Origin of the sequence: Citrobacter sp. MGH103 (assembly GCF_001034475.2) — a bacterium.
Taxonomy (GTDB): domain Bacteria; phylum Pseudomonadota; class Gammaproteobacteria; order Enterobacterales; family Enterobacteriaceae; genus Citrobacter; species Citrobacter freundii.
Genome location: NZ_CP073043.1, coordinates 3418626 through 3445431, shown reverse-complemented (window position 1 = coordinate 3445431; position 26806 = coordinate 3418626). Strand labels below are relative to the sequence as shown.

General features: G+C 51.4%; 28 protein-coding genes. 8 read left to right on the top strand and 20 right to left on the bottom strand.

Annotated features, from left to right (window positions below; translation table 11 throughout):
• Positions 1-148 precede the first annotated feature (148 nt).
• On the top strand, positions 149-1810 hold the full coding sequence (dpiB, locus tag SK33_RS16670; protein ID WP_003022131.1) for a sensor histidine kinase DpiB: 1662 nt from the start codon (positions 149-151) through the stop codon (positions 1808-1810).
• Complete coding sequence (gene dpiA / locus SK33_RS16665) at positions 1779-2459, top strand: two-component response regulator DpiA (RefSeq protein ID WP_003022133.1); 681 nt, start codon at positions 1779-1781, stop codon at positions 2457-2459. Before dpiB ends, dpiA begins: the two co-directional genes overlap by 32 nt.
• Before the next feature lie 116 nt (positions 2460-2575).
• Here the strand turns inward: dpiA and dcuC are convergent, their stop codons facing one another.
• The gene (gene dcuC / locus SK33_RS16660) at positions 2576-3961 is read right to left on the bottom strand and encodes an anaerobic C4-dicarboxylate transporter DcuC (RefSeq protein ID WP_048219346.1); all 1386 of its coding nucleotides are present in this window, start codon (positions 3959-3961) and stop codon (positions 2576-2578) included.
• 462 nt (positions 3962-4423) lie between these two features.
• Here dcuC and pagP point away from each other — a divergent pair, with 462 nt between their 5' ends.
• Both pagP and cspE read left to right on the top strand, forming a co-directional pair.
• Positions 4424-4987 (top strand): lipid IV(A) palmitoyltransferase PagP, encoded by a 564-nt coding sequence (pagP, locus tag SK33_RS16655; RefSeq protein WP_048219344.1) that lies wholly within the window; start codon positions 4424-4426, stop codon positions 4985-4987.
• A 189-nt stretch (positions 4988-5176) separates the two neighbouring features.
• The gene (gene cspE, locus SK33_RS16650; protein WP_000034825.1) at positions 5177-5386 is read left to right on the top strand and encodes a transcription antiterminator/RNA stability regulator CspE; all 210 of its coding nucleotides are present in this window, start codon (positions 5177-5179) and stop codon (positions 5384-5386) included.
• A gap of 52 nt (positions 5387-5438) precedes the next feature.
• On the opposite strand, the gene crcB is transcribed toward cspE, so the two are convergent.
• Complete coding sequence (gene crcB, locus SK33_RS16645; RefSeq protein WP_003022693.1) at positions 5439-5822, bottom strand: fluoride efflux transporter CrcB; 384 nt, start codon at positions 5820-5822, stop codon at positions 5439-5441.
• Between the two features lie 90 nt (positions 5823-5912).
• On the opposite strand from crcB, the gene SK33_RS16640 reads away from it, so the two are divergent.
• Together SK33_RS16640 and tatE are read left to right on the top strand one after the other, a co-directional pair.
• Positions 5913-6701, top strand: coding sequence for a deaminated glutathione amidase (locus SK33_RS16640; protein WP_048219342.1), 789 nt, complete (start codon positions 5913-5915; stop codon positions 6699-6701).
• A gap of 128 nt (positions 6702-6829) precedes the next feature.
• The gene (gene tatE, locus SK33_RS16635) at positions 6830-7033 is read left to right on the top strand and encodes a twin-arginine translocase subunit TatE (protein ID WP_003022699.1); all 204 of its coding nucleotides are present in this window, start codon (positions 6830-6832) and stop codon (positions 7031-7033) included.
• A 98-nt stretch (positions 7034-7131) separates the two neighbouring features.
• Here tatE and lipA read toward each other — a convergent pair whose 3' ends face one another.
• The 10 genes from lipA to SK33_RS16585 form a co-directional block, all read right to left on the bottom strand.
• The gene (lipA, locus tag SK33_RS16630) at positions 7132-8097 is read right to left on the bottom strand and encodes a lipoyl synthase (protein ID WP_003022702.1); all 966 of its coding nucleotides are present in this window, start codon (positions 8095-8097) and stop codon (positions 7132-7134) included.
• Positions 8098-8303: 206 nt separating this feature from the next.
• The gene (gene lipB, locus SK33_RS16625; protein ID WP_048219339.1) at positions 8304-8945 is read right to left on the bottom strand and encodes a lipoyl(octanoyl) transferase LipB; all 642 of its coding nucleotides are present in this window, start codon (positions 8943-8945) and stop codon (positions 8304-8306) included.
• Positions 8946-9059: 114 nt separating this feature from the next.
• The gene (ybeD, locus tag SK33_RS16620) at positions 9060-9323 is read right to left on the bottom strand and encodes a DUF493 family protein YbeD (RefSeq protein WP_003022706.1); all 264 of its coding nucleotides are present in this window, start codon (positions 9321-9323) and stop codon (positions 9060-9062) included.
• 106 nt (positions 9324-9429) lie between these two features.
• Entirely contained in the window at positions 9430-10641 is a 1212-nt protein-coding gene (dacA, locus tag SK33_RS16615) for a D-alanyl-D-alanine carboxypeptidase DacA (protein ID WP_003022711.1), read from the bottom strand.
• A gap of 142 nt (positions 10642-10783) precedes the next feature.
• Positions 10784-11893, bottom strand: coding sequence for an endolytic peptidoglycan transglycosylase RlpA (gene rlpA / locus SK33_RS16610; protein WP_048219337.1), 1110 nt, complete (start codon positions 11891-11893; stop codon positions 10784-10786).
• 10 nt (positions 11894-11903) lie between these two features.
• Positions 11904-13016: a peptidoglycan glycosyltransferase MrdB gene (gene mrdB, locus SK33_RS16605; protein WP_003022718.1), complete on the bottom strand. Its 1113-nt coding sequence runs from the start codon at positions 13014-13016 to the stop codon at positions 11904-11906.
• A gap of 2 nt (positions 13017-13018) precedes the next feature.
• Positions 13019-14920 (bottom strand): peptidoglycan DD-transpeptidase MrdA, encoded by a 1902-nt coding sequence (mrdA, locus tag SK33_RS16600; protein ID WP_003022722.1) that lies wholly within the window; start codon positions 14918-14920, stop codon positions 13019-13021.
• A 30-nt stretch (positions 14921-14950) separates the two neighbouring features.
• Positions 14951-15418 carry a 23S rRNA (pseudouridine(1915)-N(3))-methyltransferase RlmH gene (gene rlmH / locus SK33_RS16595; RefSeq protein ID WP_003022725.1) on the bottom strand — a complete coding sequence of 156 codons (468 nt, stop codon included), beginning with the start codon at positions 15416-15418 and terminating at the stop codon, positions 14951-14953.
• A 3-nt stretch (positions 15419-15421) separates the two neighbouring features.
• Positions 15422-15739: a ribosome silencing factor gene (gene rsfS, locus SK33_RS16590; protein ID WP_003022728.1), complete on the bottom strand. Its 318-nt coding sequence runs from the start codon at positions 15737-15739 to the stop codon at positions 15422-15424.
• Positions 15740-15993: 254 nt separating this feature from the next.
• Entirely contained in the window at positions 15994-16605 is a 612-nt protein-coding gene (locus SK33_RS16585; RefSeq protein ID WP_016149777.1) for an adenosylcobalamin/alpha-ribazole phosphatase, read from the bottom strand.
• Between the two features lie 96 nt (positions 16606-16701).
• On the opposite strand from SK33_RS16585, the gene cobD reads away from it, so the two are divergent.
• Positions 16702-17796: a threonine-phosphate decarboxylase CobD gene (gene cobD / locus SK33_RS16580; RefSeq protein WP_048219335.1), complete on the top strand. Its 1095-nt coding sequence runs from the start codon at positions 16702-16704 to the stop codon at positions 17794-17796.
• Here the strand turns inward: cobD and nadD are convergent.
• From nadD to leuS, 4 genes are read right to left on the bottom strand one after another with little or no spacing between them, the layout of a single operon-like run.
• The gene (gene nadD / locus SK33_RS16575) at positions 17771-18412 is read right to left on the bottom strand and encodes a nicotinate-nucleotide adenylyltransferase (RefSeq protein WP_003022738.1); all 642 of its coding nucleotides are present in this window, start codon (positions 18410-18412) and stop codon (positions 17771-17773) included. The two genes, cobD and nadD, sit on opposite strands and share 26 nt — an antisense overlap.
• A gap of 1 nt (position 18413) precedes the next feature.
• Positions 18414-19445, bottom strand: coding sequence for a DNA polymerase III subunit delta (holA, locus tag SK33_RS16570; RefSeq protein ID WP_003022740.1), 1032 nt, complete (start codon positions 19443-19445; stop codon positions 18414-18416).
• A complete protein-coding gene (gene lptE / locus SK33_RS16565; protein WP_003022742.1) occupies positions 19445-20044 on the bottom strand; it encodes an LPS assembly lipoprotein LptE in 600 nt (199 codons plus the stop codon). Before lptE ends, holA begins: the two co-directional genes overlap by 1 nt.
• A gap of 14 nt (positions 20045-20058) precedes the next feature.
• Complete coding sequence (leuS, locus tag SK33_RS16560) at positions 20059-22641, bottom strand: leucine--tRNA ligase (protein ID WP_113772697.1); 2583 nt, start codon at positions 22639-22641, stop codon at positions 20059-20061.
• A 235-nt stretch (positions 22642-22876) separates the two neighbouring features.
• Between leuS and SK33_RS16555 the strand changes: the two genes are divergently transcribed.
• Positions 22877-23359: a zinc ribbon-containing protein gene (locus SK33_RS16555; RefSeq protein WP_048219331.1), complete on the top strand. Its 483-nt coding sequence runs from the start codon at positions 22877-22879 to the stop codon at positions 23357-23359.
• A 96-nt stretch (positions 23360-23455) separates the two neighbouring features.
• Here the strand turns inward: SK33_RS16555 and rihA are convergent, their stop codons facing one another.
• The 4 genes from rihA to gltJ all read right to left on the bottom strand — a co-directional run bounded on the left by rihA (position 23456) and on the right by gltJ (position 26647).
• Positions 23456-24391, bottom strand: a complete 936-nt coding sequence (gene rihA, locus SK33_RS16550) for a pyrimidine-specific ribonucleoside hydrolase RihA (protein WP_003022751.1) — start codon at positions 24389-24391, stop codon at positions 23456-23458.
• Between the two features lie 116 nt (positions 24392-24507).
• Positions 24508-25233 carry a glutamate/aspartate ABC transporter ATP-binding protein GltL gene (gene gltL / locus SK33_RS16545; protein WP_003022754.1) on the bottom strand — a complete coding sequence of 242 codons (726 nt, stop codon included), beginning with the start codon at positions 25231-25233 and terminating at the stop codon, positions 24508-24510.
• Positions 25233-25907, bottom strand: coding sequence for a glutamate/aspartate ABC transporter permease GltK (gltK, locus tag SK33_RS16540; RefSeq protein ID WP_003022757.1), 675 nt, complete (start codon positions 25905-25907; stop codon positions 25233-25235). The genes gltL and gltK overlap by 1 nt, the downstream gene beginning before the upstream one ends.
• Positions 25907-26647, bottom strand: a complete 741-nt coding sequence (gene gltJ / locus SK33_RS16535) for a glutamate/aspartate ABC transporter permease GltJ (RefSeq protein ID WP_003022759.1) — start codon at positions 26645-26647, stop codon at positions 25907-25909. The genes gltK and gltJ overlap by 1 nt, the downstream gene beginning before the upstream one ends.
• Positions 26648-26806 lie beyond the last annotated feature (159 nt).

The following is a 26806-nucleotide window of genomic DNA, read 5'->3' as shown; positions in this document are numbered from 1 at the left end:
CGAAATGGCGTGTGGTTTTAATTTGTTTAATTGATTTAAAGTGGGGAATCTGCAACGATCTTGTTTTATACCGTGACGTGTAAATAAAACATTTCTATTACAACTACAATGAGAAATAAGTTTCGGGCAACGTGGGTGAGGAAGATATATGGCTGAGCAGAAAAATAAAACACGGTTTCCTTTTTTCCGCAGCCTGGCGTTTCCTTTACGCATCTTTCTGCTTATTTTGGTCGTTTCTGTTTTTATCATCGCCGCCCTGGCACAATACTTTACCGCCAGCTTTGAAGATTATCTGGCCACGCATGTCCGCGATATGGCAATGAACCAGGCCAAAATCATCGCCTCTAACGACAGTATCATCACGGCAGTTAAACATCGTGATTACAAGCGTTTGGCGACGATTGCCGACAAACTGCAGAGCGGAACTGACTTCGACTATGTGGTTATCGGGGATACCAACTCCATTCGTCTATATCATCCGAACCCGGAAAAGATTGGCTACCCGATGCAGTTCACCAAACCCGGTGCGCTGGAAAAAGGAGAGAGCTACTTTATTACCGGTAAAGGGTCCATCGGGATGGCAATGCGCGCTAAAACGCCCATCTTTGATGACGATGGCAAAATCATTGGCGTAGTCTCAATTGGTTATCTGATCAGCAAAATCGATAGCTGGCGATCGGATTTCTTACTCCCGATGGCCGGTGTGTTTATCTTGCTGTTGTTGGTACTTATGCTGCTCTCCTGGTTTTTCGCTGCCCATATTCGTCGGCAGATGTTGGGTATGGAACCGAAACAAATTGCGCGGGTGGTACGTCAGCAGGAAGCGTTGTTCAGCTCGGTATATGAAGGATTGATTGCCGTGGATCCTGATGGATATATCACCGCAATAAACCGCAGTGCGAGGAAAATGCTGGGGCTGTCTTCACCTGGGCGAAAGTGGCTTGGAAAACCGGTGAGTGAGGTGGTTCAGCCAGCGGACTTTTTCACCCAACAGATTGCGGAAAAACGACAGGATGCGATGGTAAACTTTAATGGCCTGAGCGTTATCGCCAACCGTGAAGCGATTCGCTCTGGTGACGAACTGCTTGGGGCAATCATCAGTTTTCGTAGTAAAGATGAAATTGCTACCCTTAATGCGCAATTAACGCAGATCAAACAGTATGTAGAGAGCCTGAGAACGCTGCGTCATGAGCACCTGAACTGGATGTCGACCATCAATGGCCTGCTGCAAATGAAAGAGTATGACAAGGTTCTGGCCATGGTGCAGGGAGAATCCCAGGCGCAACAGCAACTGATTGACAGCCTGCGTGGCGCGTTTGCCGATCGTCAGGTCGCCGGTCTGTTGTTTGGCAAGGTGCAGCGCGCGCGGGAACTGGGCCTCACCATGACTATCGTTCCGGGGAGCCAATTGCATCAACTCCCCGAGGGGCTGGATAGCACAGAGTTTGCAGCAATTGTTGGCAATCTGCTTGATAATGCATTTGAAGCGAGCTTACGCACCCAGCAAGGCAACAAGGTCGTAGAGCTCTATTTGAGCGATGAAGGGGATGACGTGATCATCGAAGTTGCCGATCAGGGATGCGGTGTGCCGGAAGCATTGCGTGAGAAAATATTTGAACAGGGTGTGAGCACCCGTACCGATGAACCAGGTGAACATGGCATCGGTTTGTATCTGATTGCAAGTTATGTGAGGCGCTGTGACGGGGTGATTACGCTCGAAGATAACTCCCCTTGCGGTACCTTATTTTCTTTATTTCTTCCGAAAGTGAAAAAAAATAATGACGGAACCATTAACGCTGTTGATCGTTGAGGATGAAACGCTACTGGCGGAAATGCATGCTGAATATATCCGCCATATACCCGGTTTCAGCCAGATATGGCTGGCGGGTAATCTTGAGCAGGCGAGGATGATGATTGAGCGTTTTAAACCCGGTCTGATACTGCTCGATAACTACTTGCCGGACGGCAAGGGAATTACGTTGCTGCATGAGCTGACCCAGGCGCGCTATCCGGGCGGCGTAGTGTTTACCACGGCGGCCAGCGACATGGAAACGGTCTCCGAGGCCGTGCGCAGCGGTGCGTTTGATTACCTGGTCAAACCCATTGCCTACGAGCGGCTGGGGCAGACCCTGACGCGTTATCAACAACGTCGACGCATGTTGGCGGGGAATGACAGCGCCAGCCAAAAGCAGATTGATGAAATGTTTAATGCCTACGCGCGGGGCGAACCGAAAGGGGATTTACCGACCGGGATTGATGCGTTAACACTGAATGCAGTGTTGAAATTATTCGCCGACCCGACGGTACACCATACTGCGGAAACGATCGCCCAGGCGCTTACCATCAGCCGAACGACTTCCAGACGCTACCTGGAGTACTGTGCCAGCCGTCATTTGATTATTGCGGAGATTATTCACGGTAAGGTGGGTAGGCCGCAGCGTATTTATCATGGCGGCTAAATGCTGATTTCTGACGTAGGCCGGATAAGATGCTTTAGCATCGACATCCGGCAATGGTGCGGTTTAAATGCCGGATGCGGCGTAGATGCCTAATCCGGCCTAAATTTCACTGAGTATCAGCCGCCAACGACGGCTGAAGAAGAACCTGGTACCATCACTTCAGTTGCGATAATCACCACCAGCAGTCCAACCAGAACCGGAACCGAAGTACGTTTCACCACTTCGAACGGAGAAATCTTTGCCATACCTGCTACAGCGACAACCACGCCGGAGACCGGGGAGATGGTGCGCCCAAGGTTTGACGCCTGCAGCATCGGGATAACAAGGTAAGCCGGGTTAATGCCGGAAGAATGCGCCAGCTTAGGGATCATCTCAACGAAGGCGTAGAACGGGGCGTTACCGGAACCCGTAGTCATTGCCGCCAACATAGTCAGGATCACCAGCACCATCATCAAGATAATGCTCGCTGAACCAAACGAGGTGGCGATAGAAATCAGACTCTGAATAAAGCCGATTGTGCTCAGACCCTGGGCAAAAACACCCGCAGCGACTAACAACATCACCACGTTAGCAAAGGCATCCGCCATGCCACGGTAAGCGACTTCCAGACCAGAGAAAACCTTTTGGGTGTTGAACCCACGTACGAACTCCAGAATAGCCGCGATGAGCATGCACAGAACCAGAATCGTAATGATGTGCAGCTGCGGGCCCCATTTACCATCAAAAATCAGGACGCCAACGATCGGGGTAAACGGCAGAATGGCGTAAAATGACGGGGCAGTCGTGGTGATTTCAGCCACATCTAACATTTCATGAGAAATGTTCTCTTTTTTATCCAGATAACGCTGCCAGAAAAAGTGGGCAATCGCCATAGCAATGATGGCGGCAATGGAAATTGGCAGCGTGGTTTTAAAGGCGAAATCGATCAGCGGCATTTCCGCAGCTTTTGCCGCCAGCACCACATCACCGGATGTTGGTGAAAGAATAATTGCAGCAGGGGAGGCACAAATAGCCGCTGCAGCGCCACGGCTGATTCCAACGTTAACCATGACCGGGAACAGTGTTGCCATCAGCAAAACGCCCAGACCGGTTGCTGAAGAAACCGCCAGTGACATCAGGCAGGCGACAAAATAGGCGGCAATCATTAGCAGGTAAGGAGAGTTGATGTATTGCAGGGGCTTGGATGCCAGCTTAACGAGCATATCGTTCGCGCCAATATGGGTCATATAGGCGGCAAAACCACACAGCATCATGATCATCATGCCGAGATCGCCACCACGGCTCATCAGCAAAATTTTAATATATTCAACAATGTCTGTTGCCGTATAGCCCGTCGATGCCGCGCTGGATGGCAACACTTTATGCCCCATCAGCGCACTGATAATCAACAAAACCAGACCGCCAACAAACAGTACGCCTGTCGCGGAATAACCTTTAATGATGTAGCGCGCTACACCCACAATAACCACAACTCCAATAAGGAGTTCAATAAATGTCAACATCGTTTCCCCTGTCGCATTGCTGCCCAGAAAGTAAAAAAACTAAAAAAAGTAAAAAGTGGTGACAGAATGTGCCTAATAAACCGATAACTCTTGCTGATTAAAATCAATAAAAATACGGATTCAAGCGATGGCTTAGCCGTTTTTTCAGCATCGTGGTTAAAAAAAGAATCTCACAATAAAAAACTGTGAAGTGCAGCGCCGGTGTGTGTGTTTTGTGGTGATATTGATTCTTAATTGTTAATTTATTGTAATGATATTTAACTTTTCCCGGAGTAAAGAACAATTTATTGGCAATAAAGAGAAAATAGTTCCTATGAAATGGCTCAATAAATTAAGGGCTAATTATCTTAAAAATTTCATGCTGAGGAATATTCTGATTTTTTAGCTGCGCATTTTTGTTAAGCTAACATTAAGGTTGGGTTTGCTACAATTAATAATAAATCCCAGGATGGTAATTAAGTTGTGATTGTCGCTAAACGATATTTTCTCATTTTTTCATTTCTTTTTATTCAGTTAGCTTTCATTCCCCAGAGCGCTGCTGAAGATAAAGGCTGGTTCGCTACTTTTAAAGACAACGTCAGTGAAACCTGGCAGCAGCCGGAACATTATGATTTGTATATACCGGCTATTACCTGGCATGCACGCTTTGCCTACGATAAAGAAAAAACGGATCGCTACAATGAACGCCCGTGGGGGGCAGGATTTGGTCAATCCCGTTGGGATGATAAAGGTAACTGGCATGGACTTTATATAATGGCCTTTAAGGATTCCTACAATAAATGGGAACCTATTGGTGGTTATGGCTGGGAAAAAACCTGGCGACCGCTGGCCGATGAAAATTTCCATACAGGTCTCGGTTTTACCGCCGGTTTTACCGCGCGTGATAACTGGAACTACATTCCGGTACCCGTGCTGTTACCGCTGGCATCGATAGGGTATGGTCCGGCAACGTTCCAGATGACCTACATTCCGGGAACGTACAACAACGGTAACGTCTACTTTGCGTGGATGCGTTTCCAGTTTTGATGGACTACCTGTATTGTCAGGTGGATTATTAAAAAGTCTTTTTAAAACAGTGTGATATCAGCGTTAACTGAAAAATAACGCGACATTTATCACTTTTTGATAAAGTTCGACTGGACAAAGTGCACCACAATTGTTGTACTGATACCCGACACAGCATTTGTGTCTATTTTTCATGTAAAGGTAATTTTGATGTCTAAGATTAAAGGTAACGTTAAGTGGTTTAATGAGTCCAAAGGATTCGGTTTCATTACTCCGGAAGATGGCAGCAAAGACGTGTTCGTACACTTCTCTGCAATCCAGACCAATGGTTTTAAAACTCTGGCTGAAGGTCAGCGTGTAGAGTTCGAAATCACTAACGGTGCCAAAGGCCCTTCTGCTGCAAACGTAATCGCTCTGTAAGCATACGACAGCAAGCATTCAAAACCCGCTTAATTGCGGGTTTTTTTTCGCCTCAGTGTGCGGGAGAGGCCGAAACCAGCCAGAATGCCAGGGCGGTCATCGCAAATGATCCCAGCAGATTCGCCAGCACATTCAACATAGCCCAACCAAAGCGTCCTTCCTGTAGCAAAAACACCACCTCAGCCGAGAAAGTGGAAAATGTTGTTAGTCCCCCGCAAAAGCCAGTTGTAATCAGTACCTTCCACATTGGATCAATGTTTGTCATGCGATTAAACCATGCCAGACCCATACCAATGATAAATGCGCCAAGTAAGTTTGCTGCCAGCGTACCGAATGGAATGGCCTGATGTAGCGGGTTAAACCTCATGCTCAACATCCATCTTGCTACACTACCTGTACCACCACCGATAAAAACCGCTAAAAGGAGTTGTAACACTGCGTAATCCTGCTATTTGATTGTATATAGGATGAGTGTAACGCTGAATAATCGTGGTTGGCGAGCCTAACAACGTTTTCTGGAGGGAATATGTTCGTTGCAGCAGGGCAATTTGCCGTGGGACCTTCATGGGAAAAAAATGCAGAAACCTGCGTTTTACTGATGTCTCAGGCTGCGGGAGAGGGGGCATCGTTACTGGTATTACCGGAAGCGCTTCTGGCCCGTGACGATCTGGACCCAGACCTGTCAGTGAAATCAGCTCAATTGCTGGAAGGGGGATTTTTGACGCGCTTGTTGCGAGAAAGCGCGCAAAACGAGATGACGACAATCCTGACGATTCATGTTCCCTCTGTGCCTGGACGGGCGTTTAACATGCTGGTGGCGCTACGGGCAGGTCAGGTAGTTGCCCATTACGCTAAATTACATCTCTACGACGCCTTTTCGATTCAGGAGTCACGAAATGTGGATGCAGGGGACGTCATAGCGCCGCTGCTGGACGTAGGCGGGTTAAAAGTAGGGTTAATGACCTGTTATGATCTGCGCTTCCCTGAGCTGGCGCTGGCACACGCATTGCAGGGAGCGGAAATTCTCGTATTACCCGCAGCCTGGGTACGGGGATCGCTTAAAGAGCATCACTGGTCTACACTTTTGGCTGCAAGAGCGTTAGATGCAACGTGTTACCTGATTGCGGCGGGAGAGTGTGGTAATAAGAATATCGGCCAAAGCCGGGTCATCGACCCTTTTGGTGTGACCATTGCTGCTGCGGCGGAAACGCCTGCGCTAATTATGGCCGAGGTTTCTGCAGAGCGGGTAAGGCAGGTCAGAGCACAACTTCCGGTGTTAAGTAACCGACGTTTTGCGCCACCGCAATTATTATGACGTTTTTTTAAACAAGGCTTGATTCACCTTGTTACAGATTGCTATTGTGTGCGCGCGTCGAAAGGCCGTTAATATTCTCAGGTTAATATGGCGCTTTATGCAGCCTGGTTTAAGTGAAGAAGGTATCTATGGGTGAGATTAGTATTACCAAACTGCTGGTGGTTGCCGCACTGGTTGTTCTGCTGTTTGGTACCAAGAAGTTACGTACACTGGGTGGAGACCTGGGAACGGCAATCAAGGGCTTCAAGAAAGCAATGAACGACGATAATGCCGATGCTAAGAAAGATGCTGATGGTAGCGTTCAGGCTGAGAAGCTTTCTCATAAAGAGTAATGTCAGGAGCATGATGCTCATACTGCATACTCTGCATGAAAAAAAACCGGCAATTTGCCGGTTTTTTTATTGCTGATATGTAAGTGAGTATTACACGATTACTTCACTTCCAGCCCTTTGGCCTGCATGTCAGCATGGTATGAAGAGCGAACGAATGGACCGCAGGCTGCATGGGTAAAGCCCATGGCCATAGCTTCGGCTTTCATCTCATCGAACTCATCCGGGCTTACATAACGTTGAACCGGCAGGTGGTGACGGCTTGGCTGTAAATACTGCCCCAGCGTCAGCATGGTCACGCCATGACTGCGCAGGTCACGCATGACCTCAATGATTTCTGCATTGGTTTCGCCCAGACCAACCATCAGACCTGATTTAGTCGGAATCTCCGGGTGCGCTTCCTTGAAACGTTCCAGAAGCTTCAGCGACCAGTTGTAGTCCGCCCCCGGACGTACATTGCGATAAATACGCGGTACGTTTTCGAGGTTGTGGTTAAACACGTCTGGCGGCGTGGCGGTGAGGATATCCAACGCGCGATCCATACGACCACGGAAGTCAGGCACCAGCGTTTCGATTTTAATCGACGGGCTTTTCTCACGAATAGCGGTGATACAGTCAGCAAAGTGCTGAGCGCCGCCGTCACGCAGATCGTCGCGGTCAACGGAGGTAATGACGACATAGCGCAGCGCCATGTCAGCAATCGTCTGAGCAAGTTTTAACGGCTCGTTAGCATCCGGAGCAACCGGACGGCCATGGGCAACGTCGCAGAATGGGCAACGGCGGGTACAGATTGCGCCGAGGATCATAAAGGTTGCGGTTCCGTGATTGAAACATTCAGCCAGGTTAGGGCAGGAAGCTTCTTCGCAGACAGAGTGCAGGCCATTTTTGCGCATTGCCGCTTTGATGCCCTGGATGCGAGTGGAGTCCGCTGGCAGTTTTATTTTCATCCATTCCGGTTTACGCAGCAGGGCTTCACGCTCTGTTGCCACATTTTTTACCGGGATAAGAGCCATCTTATCGGCATCGCGGTATTTAACACCGCGTTCCATCACAATGGGTTTACTCATAGCTTGCGTGTTCCAGTTGCGAATTACGAAGGAAAGCGTTTCAATTCAAGGGAATGTTGCATTTATCAACTATTTTTGAATTAGTGATACGCAGTATATCATTGAAACGGGCCAGAAAGCAGCCTGACAGGCTGGCAAAATGTAAAATAGTTGTTGTTTTGTGCCATTTGCCACAACATTTGCCGTGGCAAAGTATGAACGTATTTTCAGTCTGTAACGTACTCGTGCGGTGGGTTACCCAACAGCGCTAATATGTTGGCCAGCAGGCGTGGGCGAACGCTCTCGGTCGTGGCTGCGCTATCCCACTGCGATACTTTCGCCATCTCCATTCCGGCGTAACCACAAGGATTGATACGCAGGAAAGGCGACAAATCCATATCCACGTTGAGCGCTAAGCCGTGAAACGAACATCCTCTACGAATACGTAATCCCAAAGAGCAGATTTTCTTCTCCCCGACGTATACGCCAGGCGCATCGGCTCGCGGGTGGGCATCAATGCCGATTTCCGCAAGTGTATTGACGACGGTTTGTTCCAGCAGCGTAACCAGTTCACGAACGCCAAGTTTGCGACGCTTCAGGTTCAACAGCACATACATGACCTGCTGGCCCGGCCCGTGGTAGGTCACCTGGCCACCACGATCGCTCTGGATCACCGGAATATCGCCCGGCATCAGTACGTGCTCTGCTTTACCTGCCTGACCCTGGGTAAAAACAGGATAATGCTCTACTAGCCAGATTTCGTCATAACTGTTTTCATCGCGGGTATCGGTGAATTCATGCATGGCCAGAGAAACTGGCTCGTAAGGTTGAAGACCGAGCTGGCGGACCAGAATTTTATCCTGATACAAAACGGCATCTCCGTAGATACTCACATAGAGTAGAGAATATAAAAGAGGGGGAAAAGTATATCACAGGAGGGAGGGGTTACCCGAGCGGGGATGCAGCGGGTAACCAACAGGTTTTTACAGTACCATGCGTACGATATCGATATTGCCTAATTCTTCGTACAGCGTTTCAACCTGCTCAATGTGTGTAGCAGTAATAGTGATTGAGACCGAGTGGTAGTTGCCTTTGCTGCTCGGTTTTACCGTCGGAGAGTAATCACCTGGCGCATGGCGCTGTACCACTTCAACCACCTGATCAACCAGCTCAGGCAACGCCTGCCCCATTACTTTGTAAGTAAATGGAGTAGGGAATTCAAGCAGTTCGTTAAGTTTGGTTTTCATGTCAGCTCCGGCGTTACATCAATAAATAATAACTCCCACAGCGTGTGGGAGTTATCTGGATACCTAGTATATGGGGACGTAAATCACACTTTCAAGTGTTCGATTTTTAGCCAAACCAGTGATGGAACATTAATTTAATGTAATCAATGATTTTCCCAAAGAAGTTGCCTTCAGGGATTTCCTGCAGGACTACCAGCGGGCGCTGTTCGATGGTTTTGCCATCCAACTGGAAGTTGATGGTGCCGACAACCTGGTTTTTCTGCAGCGGTGCATGCAGTTCTGTGGTGTTCAGCACATAGCTTGCTTTCAGATCTTTCATGCGGCCGCGCGGAATGGTCAGGTAGACATCTTTATCTACGCCTAACGATGCACGATCTGTGTTACCAAACCAGGCCGGTTCTGAAGCAAACTCTTTACCGACTTTCAGTGGATTCACGGTTTCAAAGAAACGGAAGCCCCAGGTCAGCAGTTTTTTACTTTCGGTTTCGCGACCTTTATAGGTGCGGCCACCCATGACGGCAGAGATCAGACGCATCTGACCTTCGGTTGCGGATGCAACGAGGTTATAGCCAGCTTTGTCGGTATGACCGGTTTTGATACCGTCGACATTCAGGCTGTTATCCCACAGCAGGCCGTTACGGTTTAACTGACGAATACCGTTAAAGGTGAACTCTTTTTCTTTATAGATAGAGTATTCGTTAGGCACGTCACGAATCAGGGCCTGGCCAATCATCGCCATGTCGCGAGCCGAGCTGTACTGACCGTCAGCATCGAGACCATGAACGGTCTGGAAGTGGGTGTTTTTCAGGCCCAGCGCGTTCACATAGCTGTTCATCAGACCGACGAAAGCATCCTGGCTACCGGCTGCGAAGTCCGCCATTGCCACACATGCGTCATTCCCGGATTGTAGGTTGATACCACGGATCAACTGGGAAACAGGAACCTGCATTCCAGGTTTCAGGAACATCAACGATGAACCTTTAAAGACCGGGTTACCAGTAGCCCAGGCGTCATTGCCGACAGTGACCAGATCGGTTTCTTTGAACTTGCCGGCTTTCATCGCCTGGCCGATGACGTAGCTGGTCATCATTTTGGTCAGACTGGCGGGGTCGCGGCGAGTGTCTGCGTTCTGTTCTGCCAGAACTTTGCCTGAATTGTAATCAATCAGGATATATGACTCCGCATCGATCTGCGGAACACCCGGGATCATGGTTTTAATATTCAGGTCATCGGCATGGGCAGCAGAGAGAGAAGCTGCGCAGAGAGCCGCGGTGAGCGCCATACGCTGCACGAAACGAGCGGAAAAAGTGGTCTTCATGGTCTGAACTACGACGTCCGTGATGAAATTAAAAAAAGTGCCCTACTATAGCAAATGCAAAACGGGCAGGCATCTGACTTTCCGCGTGACTTTGTTAATGTCATTTACAGAAACTGACAGTTCAGATACCTGATTTACGTTATTACACGCCGGTGATGAAGGACTGTAATTGCGCCTCGGATTGAAGACGCTGCTGCAATGTGGAGGCTTCAGCTTTGCTGGCGAACGGCCCCATCTGGATACGCCAGACTGCGCCATTTTGTACCACCCGACCTGGAACGCCAAACTGCTGGCTTAAACGTTTTTGATACTGCTGCGCACGCGACTGCTCGCTGACTGCGCCAACCTGAACCACGTAACGTCCGTTGGCTACTGCCGCTGGAGCAGGTGCCGCGACGGCGGCTGGTGTTGCTGCTGGTGCGGTTGGTGTTGCCGGTGCGGTGATGGTCGGTTGCGAAGCCGGAGTCGGCTCGCTACCTTCCAGCACGCCTGCGGCGAGGGTGGTTGGCGCACCGAGGAATCCACCGCTGTTCACTGGCGCACCGGTTGGATCATCGCTTTTCAGCGTGGAATTGCTGATCGGACGAATATCGCCTTGCGGCTGACCCGCATCCGATGGCGAAGGCATACTTCCCATATTACCGCCACCGCTTAAATCAGGACGCGCGGGCAGGGCATAGGTTTGCTTTGCGACTGTCGTACACGCCATACCCGGACCGGACAATGAACCATCCTGGGCGACGATGATCGGGTCGATACGCACTTTGGTGTTGTTGGAGGTATTCAGACGGTCAGCTGCTGCACGTGAAAGTGAAATCACGCGATCGTTGCCATAAGGGCCGCGATCGTTTATGCGCACGACAATCATCCTGCCGTTTGCCAGGTTAGTTACTCTGGCATAGCTTGGGACTGGCAGCGTCGGATGCGCTGCGGTCAGTTGCATCGGGTCGAACGCTTCACCAGACGCGGTTAAGTTGCTTCCGGGTTCCGCATCATAGATAGCGGCAAGCCCTGCCTGGCTAAAGCGGGAAGGGTCCTGGACGATTTTGTAGCTCTTACCATCACGCTGATAGTCCTGATTCGCCGTTGGGTTCAGGGGTTCAAAGCGCGGATCGGCCCCGCTGATTTCAACAATCGGACCATTACACACCGCAGGCTGCGGCGCGACAGCACCCTGTTGCTGACCATCATCACTCGAACACGCCGCGAGCATTCCTGCTGCGATGCAGATACCAAGCCACTGCTTACGCATTGCGTACCCCTTACACGCTTTTCGACAACATTTTTCTATGGGTGTGGATCGACATAACAATCCCGAACCCGGCCATCAGCACGATAAGTGCCGAGCCTCCGTAACTGACCAGTGGGAGAGGAACGCCAACCACGGGCAGAATACCGCTCACCATACCAATATTTACGAAGACATAAACGAATAATATCAACATTAAACCACCTGCCATGACGCGACCAAAGGTGGTTTGCGCGTGGGCAGCGATCCATAATCCGCGCATAATCAGCAAAATGTACAGCGCAAGCAGAATTAAGATCCCTACCAGACCCAGCTCTTCTGCTAATACCGCGAAGATAAAGTCCGTGTGACGTTCGGGTAAAAACTCAAGCTGCGACTGCGTACCGTGCAGCCAGCCCTTACCGCGTAGACCGCCGGAGCCAATAGCAATTTTAGACTGAATAATATGATAACCCGCACCCAGTGGATCGGTTTCGGGATCGAGCAACATCATGACGCGCTGACGCTGGTAATCATGCATCAGGAAGAACCACAGTATCGGGATAAACGCCGCAACCAGAACCACCGCAACACCGATTAAACGCCAGCTTAAACCAGAAAGGAACAGAACAAACAGACCGGAAAGGGCGACCAGTATTGAGGTACCGAGGTCAGGCTGAGCGGCCACCAGCAGGGTGGGCATAAATATCAGCACCAGTGCAATGGCGGTATTTTTTAGAGATGGCGGGCAAACATCACGGTTGATGAAGCGTGCGACCATTAGCGGCACGGCAATCTTGGCAATTTCGGAAGGCTGAAAACGCACAATACCCAAATCCAGCCAGCGCTGCGCCCCTTTGGATATCGCGCCGAAGGCATCTACCGCCACCAACAGGATGATGCAGAATATATAGAGATAGGGTGCCCAGCCTTCATAAACCCGGGGCGGGATTTGCGCCATCACCACCATGATGACCAGGCCCATTGCGATCTGGCCGACCTTGCGCTCCATCATGCCGATATCCTGGCCGCTGGCACTCCAGATGACCAGCGAGCTGTAAACCAGCAGCGCCAGCAAAATAAGCAACATCGTGGGATCGATGTGGATTTTGTCCCAGAATGTTTTTTTGTTCGGATTATCCGTCACGATTATTGGTCCTCCGCTGCTGCAACCGCGGGGTTTTCTGCAGGCAGATTGGTGTTGTTGTCGCCCAACATAATGTGGTCAAGGATCTGGCGCATAATGGTACCCACAGCCGGGCCCGCGCCACCGTTTTCAAGGATTATGGCGACAGCAACCTGGGGCTTATCATAGGGTGCGAAGGCCGTCATCAGCTTGTGGTCACGTAAGCGCTCGGCGATCTTGTGCGCGTTATAGGTTTCATTGGCTTTCAGGCCAAAGACCTGGGCAGTACCGGATTTCGCCGCAATTTTGTAAGGTGCGCTAGCGAAATACTTGTGCGCAGTACCGTTAGGGCGGTTTGCTACACCGTACATGCCGTCTTTCGCGATTTCCCAGTAACCGGAATGAATATCACCAACGGGCGGTTCGTGCGGCTGAACCCACGGAACCTGCTTGCCATTTTCTGCCGTGCTCATCAACAAATGCGGAACTTTTATCAAACCGTCGTTGATAAGGATCATCAGCGCTTTACTCATCTGGATAGGGGTTGCAGTCCAGTAACCCTGACCGATGCCGACCGGAATGGTATCACCCTGGTACCATGGCTTTTTAAACCGTTTTTGCTTCCACTCGCGGGTTGGCATATTGCCGGAGCGTTCTTCAGCGAGATCGATGCCCGTATATTTGCCGTAGCCGAATTTGCTCATCCACTCTGAAAGTCGGTCAATCCCCATATCATAGGCGATTTGATAGAAAAACGTATCCGCCGACTCTTCCAGAGAACGAGTGATGTTCAGATGACCGTGCCCCCATTTTTTCCAGTCACGGTAACGTTTTTCAGAGCCCGGTAATTGCCACCAACCTGGATCGAACAGACCAGTATTGCGGGTGATGACACCTGCACTTAATGCAGAAACCGCGACGTAAGGTTTAACTGTCGAAGCAGGAGGGTAAACACCCTGCGTGGCGCGGTTAACCAATGGGGTGTTCGGGTCATTGAGCAACCCAGAGTAATCTTTACTGGAGATACCATCGACAAACAGGTTCGGGTCGTAGCTCGGCATGGACACCAGCGCGAGAACGCCGCCGGTACGCGGGTCGGTAACCACCACGGCGGCGCGACTGCCTGCCAGCAGCGTTTCAATGTACTGCTGGAGTTTCAAATCGAGGGTGAGATAGATATCGTGCCCAGCCTGCGGCGCCACTTCTTTCAGCTGGCGAATGACGCGGCCGCGGTTGTTCACCTCAACCTCTTCATAACCGGTCTGGCCGTGAAGTACATCTTCGTAATAACGTTCAATACCCAGCTTGCCGATGTCGTGCGTCGCCGCGTAGTTAGCCAGTTTGCCGTCTTTGTCCAGGCGGTCTACGTCTTTATCGTTGATTTTTGATACATAGCCAATGACATGGGTCAGCGCAGAGCCGTAGGGGTAGTAGCGGCGTTTATAACCTTTAACTTCGACGCCAGGAAAGCGATATTGATTAACGGCAAAGCGTGCGACCTGAACTTCACTCAGGTTAGTTTTTACCGGAATGGATGTGAAACGGTGTGAACGGGCGCGCTCTTTTTTAAAAGCGGCAATGTCATCGTCCGTCAGGTCTACGACGTTACGCAGCGCGTCGAGGGTATCCTGAACGTTGTCGACCTTTTCTGGCATCATTTCTATCTGATAAATGGTGCGGTTAAGGGCGAGCGGAATTCCGTTTCGGTCATAAATGATGCCGCGACTGGGGGCGATAGGCACCAGTTTAATGCGGTTTTCGTTCGAGCGAGTCTGATAATCAGTAAAGCGAACGATTTGCAGATTATAAAGGTTGGCGATCAGCACGCCGGTGAGCAGCAAAATCCCCAAAAAAGCGACCAGCGCCCGGCGCACAAATAGCGCGGACTCAGCCGAATAGTCGCGAAAAGAATTCTGTAGTTTCATCCGCTGCTTAATCTACTCAAGAATCAATGATCACTCACGGTGATAAGGATGGTTGGTGGTAATGCTCCACGCCCTGTACAGACTCTCCGCAACCAGAACCCGAACAAGAGGGTGAGGAAGGGTTAACGCTGAGAGTGACCAGCTTTGTTCTGCTGCTGCTTTACAGGCAGGAGAAAGACCTTCCGGCCCACCAATCAACAAACTGACGTCACGACCGTCCAGTTTCCAGCGTTCCAGTTCGGTCGCCAGCTGCGGCGTGTCCCAGGGTTTGCCCGGGATATCAAGGGTGACGATGCGGTTTTTGCCTGCGGCAGCCAGCATCTGTTCACCCTCTTTGTCGAGAATGCGTTTAATATCCGCGTTCTTGCCGCGTTTTCCTGCCGGGATTTCGATCAGCTCAAAGGGCATATCTTTCGGAAACCGACGGAGATACTCCGTAAAACCGGTTTGCACCCAGTCAGGCATTTTCGTACCCACAGCGACAAGTTGCAGCTTCACGCATTAACTCCAGAGTTTTTCCAGTTCATACAGGCGACGGCTTTCTTCCTGCATCACGTGGACAATCACATCACCGAGGTCAACGACGATCCAGTCTGCGACGTTCTCGCCTTCTACGCCGAGCGGCAGCAGACCAGCAGTGCGGGACTCCTGAACAACGTGGTCTGCGATAGACATTACATGACGGCTGGACGTGCCAGTACAGATAATCATGCAATCAGTGATGCTGGATTTGCCCTGAACGTCTAAGGCGATGATGTCTTGACCTTTCAGGTCATCAATTTTGTCGATTACAAAATCCTGAAGTGCTTTACCCTGCAAGTGTTCCCCCTGGGTGAAAAGAGTTAAAAACGTCTGTTAGTATACCTGAACCAGAGGCGATATCGGGACAAATGTCTCCGAAAGCGCTTGTGAAGTGCGCTATCATCCCACCCCACGCCGCAGAATGCATCGCCATTTTTGTAAAACAATTTCTGCAAAGCTCTGAAGGGCGGGAAAAGTCAGGTTGCGGAGAATAACAGCCTGTCATGGGGTGTCAATGGGAGAGAAGCCCTTCGGCAGAAAAAACAGTGCTTTCACTCTCCGTCGTGCCATACAGCCCGGCTGTTAAGTACTTTCAGAACCGCAAAATCGTCGCAAAAATCAATCGCGCTCCAGCAACCTTGTTCGACGCGAAAATGCCACATTGCTGCTGCCGGCATGGACAACAAACGGGCGATCAACACGCTCAATACACCCTGATGGCTCACTACCAGCAGGTTTTGGCACATTTTGTAATCATCGAGTTGAGCAATGAAGCGTTCCACGCGCAGGGAAAATGCCTGAAAACCTTCGCCATTAGTGGGCGTCGCGTTCTGCCAGTCGTTACACCACACGGCGTAGTTTTCGGCGTCTTCGCGCGCCAGATCGCGATGGTGGCGCATTTCCCAGTCGCCAAAAAACATCTCATTGAGCTCAGGCATGTTACGCACAGGAATCTCGCGATCGCCTAAGATCAACTGCGTTGTATGGCGGGCGCGCTCCAGCTCGCTGCACAGAACGTTGTCGACAGGCACATCGCGTAACAGCGTACTCAGCGTTTGCGCCTGAGCTATTCCCCGTTCTGTTAGTGGTGTGGGAGCGTGGCCGCTATATAAACCCGCGACGTTGGCTTCAGTTTCGCCATGACGTACCAACCAGAGTCTCATTTTTTCCTCTTGGGGTTATTCGCACAAAACATGATGTTTGCCCTGATTGCGCAGAGATTTTTCACTAAAATACCTTTTTTTACGTGGAGCGGCACGATGTCTTTATTGAAGAGCGCGCATGGTGGTAATACCCGAGAAGCCGCCGAACTGTTGGGCGTCTCGCCTGAGCAATTGCTGGATTTTAGCGCGAATATTAATCCGCTGGGTATGCCAGCAGGTTTAAAACGCGCAATTATCGATAATATGGACTGCGCGGAGCGTTACCCGGATGTCGATTACGCGCAACTGCATGCAGCGTTGGCGGAGCATCATCAGATTCCGGCCTCGTGGATCCTGGCCGGAAACGGTGAGACCGAGTCTATTTTTACCCTGGTAGATAGCCTGAAGCCACGTCACGCGATGATCGTGACGCCTGGGTTTGCTGAATATCGTCGGGCGCTGCAATGGGGAGACTGTACGATCCATGAGTTTGCGCTGCGCGAAGACGATGGCTGGCAGCTTACCGATGCGATCCTCGATGCGTTAACCTCAGAGCTGGACTGCCTGTTTCTCTGCACGCCCAACAACCCCACCGGGTTACTACCGGATAACCGCCTGCTACGTGAGATTGCCTTACGTTGTGAGCGGCTTGGGATCAATCTGATCCTTGATGAAGCGTTTATCGATTTTATTGCCGGGGAGCCGGGGTTTATTCCGCTACTTCGGGATAAACCGCATATTTGGGTGCTGCGCTCGCTCACCAAGTTCTATGCGATACCGGGGCTGCGTCTGGGGTATCTGGTCAACAGTAACGAGCAGGCCGTTGTACAAATGCGCAGCCGACAAATGCCGTGGTCAATTAATGCGTTTGCTGCTCTGGCTGGCGAGATTATTTTACGCGACAGCGCTTATCAGCAGGCGACGTGGAAATGGCTGGAACAAGAGGGAGCGCGGTTTGAGCAGCAGCTACAAAACCTGCCCGGCCTGACGGTGTATCCCGGCCAGGCAAATTATCGTTTATTACGCTGCGATCGCGCGGATATTGATTTGCAACGGATGTTGCTGGAACAGCATGTCTTGATTCGCAGTTGTGCCAATTACCCTGGGTTGGACGCGCGTTATTACCGAGTTGCTGTTCGCAGTCAGGAAGAAAATGACCGCCTGCTGGTGGCATTAAACAACACGCTTAGCGGTACAACCCCTGCTGATTAATATAGTCAAGCACTGCGCCTGGCATCAGGTCGTCGCACGGCTCGCCTTTTTCCAGTCGCTCGCGAATGAGCGTGGCGGAGATGTTGAACCACGGCGTTTCGGCCAGGTAGATTTTCCCGCAAGGCAGGTTGTGCAGGTCATCCGGCGAATGAGTCAGGTGATCTTCCAGCCATTGCTGGTGCTTTTCCTGCGTCATTTCGAGAGGATAACCTGGACGTCGGCATACGATGAGATGGGTATTATCCAGAATCGTGTGGTAGTCGTGCCAGGAAGGGAAGGTCAGCAGCGAATCCTGACCAATGATAAACGCTAACGGCACATTCGGGCCTTGTTCCTCGCGCCACTCTTTTAGCGTTTGCGCGGTGTAGGAGGCCGTGTCGCGTTTCAGTTCGCGTTCATCCAGGGAAAACAGCGGTTTATCAGCAATGGCCAGTTCAACCATGCGCTTACGTTGCTCACCGGACGCTTCAGGCTGCGCACGATGCGGCGGCACGTTATTGGGCATGATGATGACCCGGGAAAGACCAATCAGATTCGCCAGAATTTCAACCGGTTTAAGATGACCATAATGCACCGGATCAAAGGTGCCGCCGAACAGAGCCTGCAATGATTTCATATCAACCATCAATAAAAACATCGGCCAGTGATTTATGGCAGAGCAAAAGGGACAGTCCCTCAAGTTCCGCCCACACTGACTGACCATAGTCTTGTTTAAGCGTAATTTCTGTACGCGTTAACAGCGTTACCGCCTGACGCAGCTGCGCCGGGTTCAGCCGGTTTAGCGCATCACCCATCATGCCCCGGCGATTTTGCCACACCCGGTGTTTATCAAACAACGTGCGCAAGGGGGTATTCGCCGACTGCCGTTTTAGGTTGACCAGCAACAGCAATTCACGCTGTATCGTACGCAGCAAAATAACCGGCTCACTGCCTTCCAGACGTAGCTGTTGCAGAATGTGCAGCGCGCGTTTGCTTTTGCCCATCAGCAGCGCATCCACCCAGTGGAACGGGGTAAAGTGCGCCGCATCGTTAACGGCTTTTTCTACGCGAGGCAGCGTTAGTTTGCCATCAGGCCAAAGCAATGCTAACCGTTCCAGCGCTTGCGCCAGTGCTAACAGGTTACCTTCATAGCAATAGCACAACAGCTGATTGGCTGCGTCATCCAGTTGCAGGTTATTGAGTTTAGCCCTCGCGGCGACCCAACGTGGGAGCTGTGCTTGCTCCGGCGTCTGGCAGCTGACCTGCACCGCATTATTGGCAAGTCCGGTATACCATGCGGCGTTTTCCTGCGCTTTAGTCAGCTTGTTACCACGAACAATCAGCAGCAGGTCGTTATGTAGCAGTGTGACGAGTGAAGCGAGCTGTTCGTTAATGGCGGCATTGGGGCCATTTTCAGGCAGTTGCAGGAGCAGGGTTTGACGGTTGGCAAACAGGCTCATCGCCTGGCAGAGTGAAAAAATCTCTCCCCAGTCGGTGCTGTTGTCCAGAGTGAAGGCGTGGTGTTCTTCGAACCCTTGTGTGGCAGCAGCCTGACGGATGGCATCCTGGCTTTCCTGCAATAAGAGGGGATCGTTACCTAAGAGCAAATACGCCGCGCGCAGCCCTTCATTGAGCTGTGCGCGGAGTTGTTCAGGGTACAACTTGAGCATCAGTTACCCAGCGTGGTGGAGACACGCGCCGGAGATGACGCAGGCTCTGCGGCTTTTGTCGCAGCTGGCTTAGCATCATCATCAGCATTGGATGACAGAGTATCAGCCAGATGTACGCTTGGCAGCTTACGAATTAACTGTTCAGCCGCTTTGTCATACATCTCTTTTACGATCATCTCCTGCTCGTTATCCTTCGCCAGTGCAGCCTGTGGGTTGTCAAAGAACGAACGATAAACTTTTGCGCTGATAGGGTAAATATCATGTCCTGGAATCAGCACGGTAGCGCTTACGGACATCACCATCTGGTATTCAGCCGTTTGACCGTTCTGGAATACCGACGCCGTATCCTGCGAAATGCTGACCGCGCCAAGACGTAAAGACGTCACATCTTTACGCATTGTACCGTCTTCAAGCAGCGTCACACCGTTCAGACGCAGCTGGTTACGGACCGCACGGCTTAACGGGCCGTTCGGATCGCCAGAGTTCAGGATCATGGTTTTCATTGAGGGTGGAACCTGCGTAGTACTACGCAGATGCCAGCCACACCCGGCGGTGACAAGCACCGCCAGAGATAACAACAATGTTGTCAGAAGTCGCACGCTTCCTCCCGCGCTTAGCCAACGACCAGATTGAGGAGTTTACCCGGTACATAAATCACTTTACGTACGGTAACGCCATCAAGATATTTTGCCACCAGATGCTCCTGGCCAGCACGTTCACGAACCTGTTCTTCTGTCGCATTTACCGGAACGGTAATTTTGCCACGGACTTTACCGTTCACCTGAACAACAACCAACGTCGAGTCTTCAACCATTGCGGCTTCGTCAGCTACCGGCCACGGTGCGTTGTCGATATCGCCTTCACCTTTCAGCGCCTGCCACATCGTGAAGCAAACGTGTGGGGTGAACGGGTTCAGCATGCGAACGACGGCCAGTAACGCTTCCTGCATCAGGGCTCTGTCTTGTTCGTCTTCCTGCGGTGCTTTCGCCAGCTTGTTCATCAACTCCATAATCGCCGCAATTGCGGTGTTAAAGGTCTGACGACGACCGATATCATCGGTCACTTTAGCAATGGTTTTGTGCACGTCGCGACGCAGCGCTTTTTGGTCTTCGCTCAACACATCAACGTTCAGTTCAGCTACATCACCTTTGGAGGTATGTTCGTAAACCAGCTTCCAGACACGTTTCAGGAAGCGGTTCGCCCCTTCAACGCCGGACTCTTGCCATTCCAGCGTCATATCAGCCGGAGAAGCGAACATCATGAACAGACGTACGGTGTCGGCGCCGTAACGTTCAACCATAACCTGCGGGTCGATACCGTTATTTTTCGACTTGGACATTTTGCTCATGCCGGTATACACCAGTTCATGGCCTTCTGCGTCCTGAGCTTTGACGATACGACCTTTCTCGTCGCGCTCAACGATGGCATCAACCGGAGAAACCCAGTTACGCTCACCGTTTGCACCAACGTAATAGAACGCATCGGCCAGCACCATACCCTGGCACAGCAGCTGTTTAGCTGGTTCGTCAGAGTTGACCATACCCGCATCGCGCATCAGCTTGTGGAAGAAGCGGAAGTAGAGCAGGTGCATGATGGCGTGTTCAATACCACCAATGTAGATATCAACCGGAAGCCAGTAGTTTGCAGCTTCTGGATCCAGCATCCCTTCGTTGTACTGCGGGCAGGTGTAGCGCGCGTAGTACCAGGAGGATTCCATAAAAGTATCGAAAGTGTCGGTTTCGCGCAGTGCAGGCATGCCGTTAACGGTGGTTTTTGCCCACTCCGGATCGGCTTTGATTGGGCTGGTAATACCATCCATAACCACGTCTTCCGGCAGAATAACCGGCAACTGGTCTTCTGGCGTCGGCAGTACGGTACCGTCTTCCAATGTCACCATCGGAATCGGCGCGCCCCAGTAACGCTGACGGGAAACACCCCAGTCACGCAGACGGTAGTTTACTTTACGCTCACCCACGCCAAGAGCCACCAGCTTGTCAGCAATGGCATTGAAGGCTGCTTCGAAGTCGAGGCCGTCAAACTCACCGGAGTTAAACAGCACCCCTTTTTCGGTCAGAGCTTTTTCGGACAGATCCGGCTCTGCGCCTTCAGCGGTCAGAATTACTGGCTTGATGGTCAGGCCATATTTAGTCGCAAACTCGTAATCGCGTTGATCGTGGCCCGGAACGGCCATGACTGCGCCCGTACCGTATTCCATCAGGACGAAGTTTGCTGCCCAAACTGGGATCTCTTCGCCAGTCAGCGGGTGAACGGCTTTAAAGCCCGTGTCGACGCCTTTCTTCTCCATGGTTGCCATTTCGGCTTCAGCAACCTTGGTGTTGCGGCATTCGTCAATGAAGGCGGCCAGTTCCGGGTTATTTGCAGCGGCTTTCTGCGCCAGCGGGTGACCTGCGGCAACGGCCAGATAGGTCGCACCCATAAAGGTGTCCGGGCGGGTTGTGTAAACGGTCAGCGTGTTGTCGTAATCGTTCACATCGAAGGTGATTTCTACGCCTTCAGAACGGCCAATCCAGTTGCGCTGCATCGTTTTCACGGTGTCAGGCCAGTGATCCAGGTTATCCAGGTCACGCAGCAGTTCGTCAGCGTAAGCGGTGATTTTGATGAACCACTGCGGGATCTCTTTACGCTCGACTTTGGTATCACAACGCCAGCAGCATCCGTCGATAACCTGTTCGTTCGCCAGTACGGTCTGGTCATTCGGGCACCAGTTGACAGCAGACGTTTTCTTGTACACCAGGCCTTTTTTGTATAGCTCGGTGAAGAATTTCTGTTCCCAACGGTAATATTCCGGGGTGCAGGTCGCCAGCTCACGGCTCCAGTCGTAACCGAAACCCAGCATTTTGAGCTGGTTTTTCATGTATGCGATGTTGTCGTACGTCCACGGTGCTGGTGCGGTGTTGTTTTTAACCGCAGCCCCTTCTGCTGGCAGACCGAACGCATCCCAGCCAATTGGCTGCAGTACGTTTTTGCCCAGCATGCGCTGGTAGCGGGCGATCACGTCACCGATGGTGTAGTTACGTACGTGGCCCATGTGTAGTCGACCAGAAGGATAGGGAAGCATAGACAGGCAGTAATACTTCTCTTTGCTCTCGTCTTCGGTAACTTCAAATGTGCGCTTCTCATCCCAGTGAAGCTGTACTTTGGATTCTATCTCTTCCGGGCGGTATTGCTCTTGCATGGCAGCCAGTGGTCCTGTTTTCAATACAGCTACAAACGTAGCTCTAGATGTGGTGTTTCAGATCCGCATAGCATAGCCCAAACGCCCGCGCCAAAACAGCCTTTCGCGCATTCAGCGTTGAATTCCCGCAAGGATAATTCTTGCACGAATTTACACACTCTGTGGACAGTCTTGCAAAGCGTAGCGTAAATAACGTCTATTATTATAGACAGTTAACGACCCAGGAGGCGAAGCGATGAACAAGGTTGCTCAATATTACCGTGAACTGGTAGCTTCACTGAGCGAACGTCTGCGTAATGGCGAACGCGATATCGATGCGTTGGTGGAGCAGGCGCGTCAACGAGTTATGCAGACCGGGGAGTTAACGCGAACCGAGGTGGAAGAGCTCACTCGGGCCGTCAGACGTGACCTGGAAGAGTTTGCTCTGAGCTATGAAGAAAGTCTCGATGAGGAGACAGACAGCGTCTTTATGCGGGTTATCAAGGAGAGTATCTGGCAGGAACTGGCCGATATTACCGATAAAACGCAGCTCGAATGGCGCGAAGTATTCCAGGACCTCAGTCATCACGGTGTTTATCACAGCGGCGAGGTGGTCGGATTAGGTAATCTGATCTGCGAGAAGTGCCACTTCCATTTAGCGGTTTACACCCCGGATGTGCTGCCGCTGTGTCCGAAATGCGGACACGATCAGTTTCAGCGCCGACCGTTTGAACCGTAATTGCTTATTGCCGGATGGCGACGCAAAGCGTCTTATCCGGCCTACAAATTGCACGATTTTGTAGGCCGGCTAAGCGTTAGCGGCATCCGGCGTGTGTTAGGCGTAAAACTTCAGCCGTTCTGCCAGCAAATCGACAAATCCCTGGCGATCAACATCCACCATCACGGTGGCGTTTGGCTTATTGCCGCTCAGGAAGTAGTAGTCCACCACGGTCATTCCCTGGGTATATTTACCCTGAGTTTCCACGCCAACCCAGCGTTCAACGGTGGTAAACAGTTCAGGTTTCAGCAGCCAGGCAATGGTGCATGGGTCATGCAGCGGTGCACCGATGAATCCCCATTTTTCATCTTTGTGATATTCAAAGAAGAAATCGAGTAGTTCAGCAACGATCGTCGAAACAGGATTGCCGATAGCGCGGAACCGCTCGGTATCTTCACGATGTATTTGTGCTTTATGCGTGACGTCCAGCCCGGCCATCACCACCGGAATACCCGACTGGAATACGATCTCCGCGGCTTCGGGATCCACAAAGATGTTGAACTCGGCGGCGGGTGTCCAGTTTCCGAGGCCCATTGCACCACCCATAATCACGATACGGTCGATTTTGGCGTGCAGTTCAGGATGGCTATTCAGTAGCAATGCCACGTTAGTTTGCGGCCCGGTGGAGACAATCGTCATCGGTTCCGGGCTTTCACGCAGGGTTTTCGCCATCAGTTCCACAGCGGTACAGTCTTGTGGCGCAAAAGTGGGTTCCGGCAGCGCCGGACCATCCAGCCCACTCTCGCCATGGACGTTATCGGCGATAATCAGATCGCGCATCAGTGGTTTCATAGCGCCACCGGCGACGGGAATATCCGTACGCTTGAGCAACGTCAGCATGCGCAATACGTTACGCAGCGTTTTGTCGGGAGTCTGATTCCCGGCTGACGAGGTTATCGCTTTCACATCCAGTTCAGGTGAGGCGAGGGCGAGAACAATTGCGATAGCGTCGTCATGACCTGGATCGCAATCAAACAGGATCGGAAGTGCCATTGTTGCTCCTTGTAAGTGGGACTTTGTGACAAGGTTAACGCTGGGCTGTATGTGTTTCGAGAGGCGAAGGGATAAAGCGTGAGGTGGCGCGCACATGGAGATGCGCGCCAGCAAGATTAGTGCAGGATTTTCGCGAGGAAGTCTTTGGCGCGGTCCGATTTCGGATTAGCGAAGAACTCTTCTTTCGGTGAGTCTTCAACAATTTTTCCTTCATCCATGAAGATCACCCGGTTCGCCACTTTACGCGCAAAGCCCATTTCGTGGGTTACCACCATCATGGTCATCCCTTCATTGGCCAGTTCAACCATAACGTCCAGTACTTCGTTGATCATTTCAGGATCAAGCGCCGATGTCGGTTCGTCAAACAGCATGGCGATAGGATCCATACATAGTGCCCGGGCGATAGCGACACGCTGTTGCTGGCCCCCGGAGAGTTGGGCCGGGAACTTCTCGGCATGTGCTGACAGACCAACGCGTTCCAGTAACTTTTGCGCTTTGTCGCGGGCCGGCTTTTTATCGCGCTTAAGCACTTTTACCTGCGCCAAAGTAAGGTTCTCAATGATCGACAGATGCGGGAACAGTTCAAAGTGCTGGAACACCATACCAACACGAGAGCGCAGTTTGGCCAGATCGGTTTTTTTATCATTCACCACGGTACCATCAACGGTGATGACGCCCTGTTGCACTGGCTCCAGCCCGTTCACCGTTTTGATAAGCGTTGATTTACCTGAACCTGACGGGCCGCAAACCACCACCACTTCACCTTTTTTCACTTCCGTGGAGCAGTCGGTCAGCACCTGAAAGTGACCATACCATTTAGAAACATTTTTCAGGGTAATCATTAAACTGTCCTTTTCTTCAAATAGCTGACCAACAACGATGCGCTCAGACTGAATACAAAATAAACGGCGCCAGCAAACAGGATCATTTCAACCTGTGTGCCGTCACGCTCGCCAATGGTGGAGGCGGTACGGAAGAAGTCTGCCAGACTCAATACATAGACCAGCGAGGTATCCTGGAACAGTACGATGCCCTGGGTCAGCAGCAGTGGTACCATCGCGCGGAAGGCCTGTGGCAGAATGATCAGCTTCATCGACTGCCAGTGTGTCATCCCCAGCGCCAGCGCGGCGCTGGATTGCCCACGAGAAATACTCTGGATACCGGCACGGATAATCTCGGAATAGTACGCAGCTTCAAACATCGAAAACGCGACCATCGCTGAGATCAGGCGAATATCGGTTTTAGGCGACAGACCCAGTACGTTTTGCAAAAAGCCGGGCACAATCAGGTAGAACCACAGCAGCACCATGACCAGCGGAATAGAACGAAATACGTTGACGTAGCCTTTCGCAAACCAGGCAATCGGCGCGAAGCTGGACAGACGCATTACTGCAAGGATGGTTCCCCAGACAATACCAATGACGACTGCCGTAACGGTGATTTTCAGGGTGATGATCAGCCCGTCCAGCAGATACGGCAGGGAAGGGACGATAGAACTCCAGTCAAATTCGTACATTATTTGCCTCCCAAATTGCCAGGCAGGCGGATTTTGCGTTCGACGAGATTCATCACCAGCATGATGACGGCGTTAATCAGGACGTAGGCCAGCGTGATGGCGGTGAACGATTCCCATGCGTGGGCGGAGTAATCCAGTAGTTTTCCCGCCTGCGCCGCCATATCCACCAAGCCGATGGTGGAGGCGATCGCGGAGTTCTTCACCAGGTTCATCATCTCTGAGGTCATTGGCGGAACAATCACGCGGTATGCGTTTGGAAGCAGCACATAGCGGTAGGCCTGCGGCAAAGTCAGCCCCATCGCCAGCGCGGCGTTTTTTTGCCCGCGAGGCAGGGACTGAATCGCGGCGCGAACCTGCTCACAGACGCGCGCGGCGGTAAACAGCCCCAGACAAAGCATGGATGAGAGGAAGAACTGAATGTTGGGATCCAGTTCCGACTTGAACCACATGCCAATGTTTTCCGGCAGCAGTTCAGGAATGACCAGATACCAGGTAAAGAACTGAACGATGAGCGGAACGTTACGAAACAGCTCAACGTATAGCGTGCCGATCCCGGAAAGGAAACGATTTGGGACGGTACGTAAGATGCCGAATAAAGAGCCTATGAGGAAAGCGATAATCCAGGCGGTGATAGATAACGCGACCGTGACCTGGAAACCACTCCAGAGCCAGCCGAGATAGGTGGTGTTGCCGAACGGGGCCTGTTGTAAAAAAATACCCCAGTTCCAGTCTATAGACATAAATCTACTCCAGAAAAAAAAGGGTAGCAGCGCTACCCTCGAAGATTGTTATTCGGCGTTTTGCGGTTTTCAGGCCTGATGGGGAACGACCATCAGGCTTATAGTCTGTCCGTGCCGAGTAACAATCGAGAGGGAGGGGAAGCCTCCCATTTATTTTAG

Coding starts and splice junctions, on each gene's coding strand:
- gltL (WP_003022754.1), bottom strand. CDS start 25,233: ATGATTACCCTGAAAAATGTTTCTAAATGGTATGGTCACTTTCAGGTG.
- dpiB (WP_003022131.1), top strand. CDS start 149: ATGGCTGAGCAGAAAAATAAAACACGGTTTCCTTTTTTCCGCAGCCTG.
- nadD (WP_003022738.1), bottom strand. CDS start 18,412: ATGAAATCATTGCAGGCTCTGTTCGGCGGCACCTTTGATCCGGTGCAT.
- cspE (WP_000034825.1), top strand. CDS start 5,177: ATGTCTAAGATTAAAGGTAACGTTAAGTGGTTTAATGAGTCCAAAGGA.
- dcuC (WP_048219346.1), bottom strand. CDS start 3,961: ATGTTGACATTTATTGAACTCCTTATTGGAGTTGTGGTTATTGTGGGT.
- gltK (WP_003022757.1), bottom strand. CDS start 25,907: ATGTACGAATTTGACTGGAGTTCTATCGTCCCTTCCCTGCCGTATCTG.
- SK33_RS16555 (WP_048219331.1), top strand. CDS start 22,877: ATGAACAAGGTTGCTCAATATTACCGTGAACTGGTAGCTTCACTGAGC.
- dacA (WP_003022711.1), bottom strand. CDS start 10,641: ATGAAGACCACTTTTTCCGCTCGTTTCGTGCAGCGTATGGCGCTCACC.
- tatE (WP_003022699.1), top strand. CDS start 6,830: ATGGGTGAGATTAGTATTACCAAACTGCTGGTGGTTGCCGCACTGGTT.
- rihA (WP_003022751.1), bottom strand. CDS start 24,391: ATGGCACTTCCGATCCTGTTTGATTGCGATCCAGGTCATGACGACGCT.
- SK33_RS16585 (WP_016149777.1), bottom strand. CDS start 16,605: ATGAGACTCTGGTTGGTACGTCATGGCGAAACTGAAGCCAACGTCGCG.
- lipA (WP_003022702.1), bottom strand. CDS start 8,097: ATGAGTAAACCCATTGTGATGGAACGCGGTGTTAAATACCGCGATGCC.
- cobD (WP_048219335.1), top strand. CDS start 16,702: ATGTCTTTATTGAAGAGCGCGCATGGTGGTAATACCCGAGAAGCCGCC.
- rlpA (WP_048219337.1), bottom strand. CDS start 11,893: ATGCGTAAGCAGTGGCTTGGTATCTGCATCGCAGCAGGAATGCTCGCG.
- holA (WP_003022740.1), bottom strand. CDS start 19,445: ATGCTCAAGTTGTACCCTGAACAACTCCGCGCACAGCTCAATGAAGGG.
- SK33_RS16640 (WP_048219342.1), top strand. CDS start 5,913: ATGTTCGTTGCAGCAGGGCAATTTGCCGTGGGACCTTCATGGGAAAAA.
- leuS (WP_113772697.1), bottom strand. CDS start 22,641: ATGCAAGAGCAATACCGCCCGGAAGAGATAGAATCCAAAGTACAGCTT.
- mrdA (WP_003022722.1), bottom strand. CDS start 14,920: ATGAAACTACAGAATTCTTTTCGCGACTATTCGGCTGAGTCCGCGCTA.
- gltJ (WP_003022759.1), bottom strand. CDS start 26,647: ATGTCTATAGACTGGAACTGGGGTATTTTTTTACAACAGGCCCCGTTC.
- ybeD (WP_003022706.1), bottom strand. CDS start 9,323: ATGAAAACCAAACTTAACGAACTGCTTGAATTCCCTACTCCATTTACT.
- dpiA (WP_003022133.1), top strand. CDS start 1,779: ATGACGGAACCATTAACGCTGTTGATCGTTGAGGATGAAACGCTACTG.